Source organism: Snuella lapsa (genome assembly GCF_039539345.1).
GTDB lineage: Bacteria > Bacteroidota > Bacteroidia > Flavobacteriales > Flavobacteriaceae > Snuella > Snuella lapsa.
On record NZ_BAABCY010000119.1, the window covers coordinates 1 to 1,117 of the forward strand.

At 42.6% G+C, this 1,117-nt stretch carries 1 protein-coding gene; it reads right to left on the reverse strand.

Annotated elements, in window-relative coordinates; genetic code table 11:
• Positions 1–854 (reverse strand): hypothetical protein (locus ABD792_RS19115; protein WP_345008188.1); only part of this gene is annotated, 854 nt, incomplete at its 3' end.
• Positions 855–1,117: the final 263 nt, after the last annotated feature.

A 1,117-nucleotide genomic window follows, 5' to 3' on the forward strand; every position in this document is an offset into this window, starting at 1 on the left:
ACATCGGCCACGGTAGCCCCCGCAGGCACAGTGGCGGCCCAATCGCCATTGGCATCCGTTGTAACGGTCTGAGTGCCGCCATAGGCATCCGTAACAACAACGTCAACGTTCGACAGATCGGGCTCGCCCGGATCCTGTACGCCATTGCCGTTGGTATCTATATATAAGTGACCGCTTACCGTGCCGGTATCAGGGTTACACCCTGTTATAATGCAACCCGTAGTGGTCACGCTGCCCACCGTCTCTCCTTGGGTATCCAATGGACTCACAAAGCCCGAGTCGCCAGACCATAGAAACTGTATCGCCTCATCGTCGCCAGCTATAGCTCCACCGCCACCAATTACATATTGGGTGGCTATACCTGCATCGCCAGCGAAATACCCAGCATCATTTTCGATACCGGTACCGGCAGTAGTATGGTTATTATCGTATATTAACGGGGAACAAAGTTCTTGTGGTATAGGATTTGTCAATAGGGTAAAGCACAAATCAAAAACATGCGTAGGAACGCCGTTTTGAATGTCTATATAATTTGAAACGTTGGGCGAAACGGAAATTCTCGGAAAACCCCCGATATCGGTGGTGAAACCAAATTCATCTCCAATTGTAGGAAATGTTTGCTGAACCAAACCAACCGTATAGCCATTCTCTACCGAAGCGATCGTTAAATTGCCCATCAACGCACTGTCATAAAAGAACCGCAGGGTCGTATAGGACAACTGAGAATTGTCTATACTCGATTGGACCATTATTGGGTAACAGATTTGCCCAGACTGACAGTCTACCTGTACATCGCCTACGCTCCAAGTTGTAATAGCATTTTGTGAAAAAACAACAAAGAGGTTGATTAACACAAAGGTAACGCTAAGTAATTTTTTTTTCATAATTATCCTTTTATATCCAATAATCAAATAACACAACTTCGATATTATTTACTAAGCATCCCCATTCCAAAGAAAACTTATTATGGCATTTTATAATAGAATTTACAACAAATAACTTCTACAAAAATTATTGCAACTTTGAAGATATAAGCTTCTTAGTAACAGTTCCTTTGTTGGTATTAAGATAAACTATATACATCTGATCTTGACTCTTAGAAAAATCCAACTTCAAG